The 2,852-nt window shown below is 67.7% G+C and carries 1 protein-coding gene; it reads right to left on the bottom strand.

Annotation, left to right across the window (positions count from 1 at the left end; all coding sequences use genetic code 11):
* Window positions 1-2,478 (bottom strand): pyruvate carboxylase (locus tag HC022_RS23155; protein WP_167453971.1); only part of this gene is annotated, 2,478 nt, incomplete at its 3' end.
* Window positions 2,479-2,852: the final 374 nt, after the last annotated feature.

The following is a 2,852-nucleotide window of genomic DNA, read 5'->3' as shown; positions in this document are numbered from 1 at the left end:
GGCCGGCGCCTGCATGCCGCTCTCGAACGCCGCGTACTGGCCGCGCACCGCTTCCCAGTAGTTCGAGACCTCGCGGATCACGTCCACGTCGAGCCCGGTGTCGCGGTCGGTGTGGCGCAGCGCCTCGACGATGGAGCCCAGCGTCGGCTGCGAGGTGTTGCCCGAGAGCGCGTCCATGGCCGCGTCCACCGCGTCGACGCCCGCCTTCGAGGCCTCCATGATGGTGGCGATGGCAGCGCCGCTGGTGTCGTGGGTGTGGAAGTGGATCGGCAGGCCGACCTCTTCCTTCAGCGCCTTGATCAGCGCGCCGGCGGCGGAAGGCTTCAGCAGCCCGGCCATGTCCTTGAGCCCCAGCACGTGGGCGCCCGCGGCCTTCAGCTCCTTGCCCATGGCGACGTAGTACTTGAGGTCGTACTTGGCGCGCGCCGGGTCGAGGATGTCACCGGTGTAGCAGACCGTGCCCTCGCAGATCTTGCCGCTCTCGATCACCGCGTCCATGGCGACGCGCATGTTCTCGACCCAGTTCAGCGAGTCGAAGACGCGGAACACGTCGACGCCCGAGTCCGCCGCCTGCTTCACGAAGCTCTCGACCACGTTGTCGGGATAGTTGGTATAGCCCACGCCGTTCGAGGCGCGCAGCAGCATCTGCGTCATCACGTTGGGCATCTTGGCGCGGATGTCGCGCAGGCGCTGCCACGGGCATTCCTGCAGGAAGCGGTAGGCCACGTCGAAGGTGGCGCCGCCCCAGCACTCGACCGAGAACAGGTTCGACAGGTTCGCCGCATAGGCCGGCGCCACCTTGATCATGTCGAGCGAGCGCATGCGGGTGGCCAGCAGCGACTGGTGACCATCGCGCATGGTGGTGTCGGTGATCAGCAGCTGCGTCTGCTCGGACATCCAGTCGGCGACCGCCTGCGCGCCCTTCTCCTCGAGCAGGGTGCGGGTGCCCGGCGGCGGCGTCTCGGTGCGCGGGGCGGGGGGCTTGGCGGGCTTGAGATCGGCGGGCGGCTTGGGGCGCCCGGCGACCTCGGGGTGACCGTTCACCGTGATGTCGGCGATGTAGGTCAGCACCTTGGTGCCCCGGTCCCGGCGCTTCTTGAAGTCGAAGAGCTCGGGCGTCGTGTCGATGAACTTGGTGGTGTACTGGTTGTTTAGGAAGGTCGGGTGCTTCAGCAGGTTGATCACGAAGTCGATGTTCGTGCTCACGCCCCGGATGCGGAACTCGCGCAGCGCGCGGTCCATCCGGCGGATCGCCTGCTCGGGGGTCGGCGCCTTGGCGGTGACCTTCACCAGCAGCGAGTCGTAATAGCGGGTGATCACCCCGCCGGCGTAGGCGGTGCCGCCGTCGAGACGGATGCCCATGCCGGTGGCCGAGCGGTAGGCGGTGAGCCGGCCGTAGTCGGGGATGAAGTTGTTGGTCGGATCCTCGGTGGTGATCCGGGTCTGCAGCGCGTGGCCGGTGAGCCGGATGTCGTATTGCGAGGCCTTGCCGGTGGCCTCGGCCAGGCTCTTGCCCTCGGCGATCATGATCTGGGCCTGCACGATGTCGATGCCGGTGACCTCTTCGGTCACGGTGTGCTCGACCTGCACGCGCGGATTCACCTCGATGAAGTAGAACTTGCCCGTCTCCATATCCATCAGGAACTCGACGGTGCCGGCGCATTCGTAGTTCACGTGGGCGCAGATCTTGCGGCCGAGCTCGCAGAGCTCCTCGCGCTGCGCTTCCGAGAGATACGGCGCGGGCGCGCGCTCGACGACCTTCTGGTTGCGGCGCTGCACCGAGCAGTCGCGCTCGTAGAGGTGGTAGATGTTGCCCTGCTTGTCGCCGAGGATCTGCACCTCGACGTGGCGGGCGCGGATGATCATCTTCTCGAGATAGCCCTCGCCGTTGCCGAAGGCCGCCTCGGCCTCGCGGCGGCCCTCGAGCACCTTCTCCTTGAGCTCCTTGGCGTTGTTGATCGGGCGCATGCCGCGCCCGCCGCCGCCCCAGGACGCCTTGAGCATCAGCGGGTAGCCGATCTCTTCGGCCTCCTTCGCGATGGCGTCGAAGTCGTCGCCCAGCACCTCGGTGGCGGGGATGACCGGCACGCCGGCGGCGACGGCCACCTTGCGGGCGCTGGCCTTGTCGCCGAGCGCACGCATGGTCTCGGCCCTGGGTCCGATGAAGGTGATCCCGGCAGCGTCGCAGGCATCCACGAACTCGGGGTTCTCGGAGAGCAGCCCGTAGCCCGGGTGGATGGCGTCGGCGCCCGATTCCTTGGCCACGCGGATGATCTCGGGGATCGACAGGTAGGCCGCCACGGGGCCCAGCCCCTCGCCGATGCGATAGGCCTCGTCGGCCTTGAAACGATGCAGCCCGAGCTTGTCCTCTTCGGCGAAGACGGCGACCGTCTTCTTCCCCATCTCGTTGGCCGCTCGCATGATGCGGATGGCAATCTCTCCGCGGTTCGCGACCAGAATTTTCTGGAACTCGGGCATCGCTGGTATTCCTCCTTCAACGGCCTCTCTCCGACCGTGGCGGAGAGTGAACGCGATGCCGCGATGCAGCGCAAGATGGCTTTGCAAAGTTAGCGAATTTAGCCGAACGCTTTGCAGAATCGCGGTTCGGAAGGAGGCAGCGCCCCCGCGGAGGGCGCGGGGACGCTGCGGTTTCACCGGGGCCCGCCGCATCGTCGGGGGAGGAGGCAACGACGCCGCCCGCGGTGCCCGGCGCCAAAGGTTCGCCGGGGATGAAAAAAGGTCCGGGGCCGCCTGCATGGAACGCCGTTGACCGGACGTCCCGGACCGGGTGTCGTCAACTGACCTGCCGTTGACGGCCTAGCGCGCTCCGTCGGCCGGCGCAGGGCGCGCAG

The sequence above is a fragment of the Salipiger sp. HF18 genome (assembly GCF_011806505.1).
Classification (GTDB): Bacteria; Pseudomonadota; Alphaproteobacteria; order Rhodobacterales; family Rhodobacteraceae; genus Salipiger; species Salipiger thiooxidans.
Note: the sequence above shows the minus strand (reverse complement) of the source record. Positions and strands in the feature narration are given on the sequence as shown.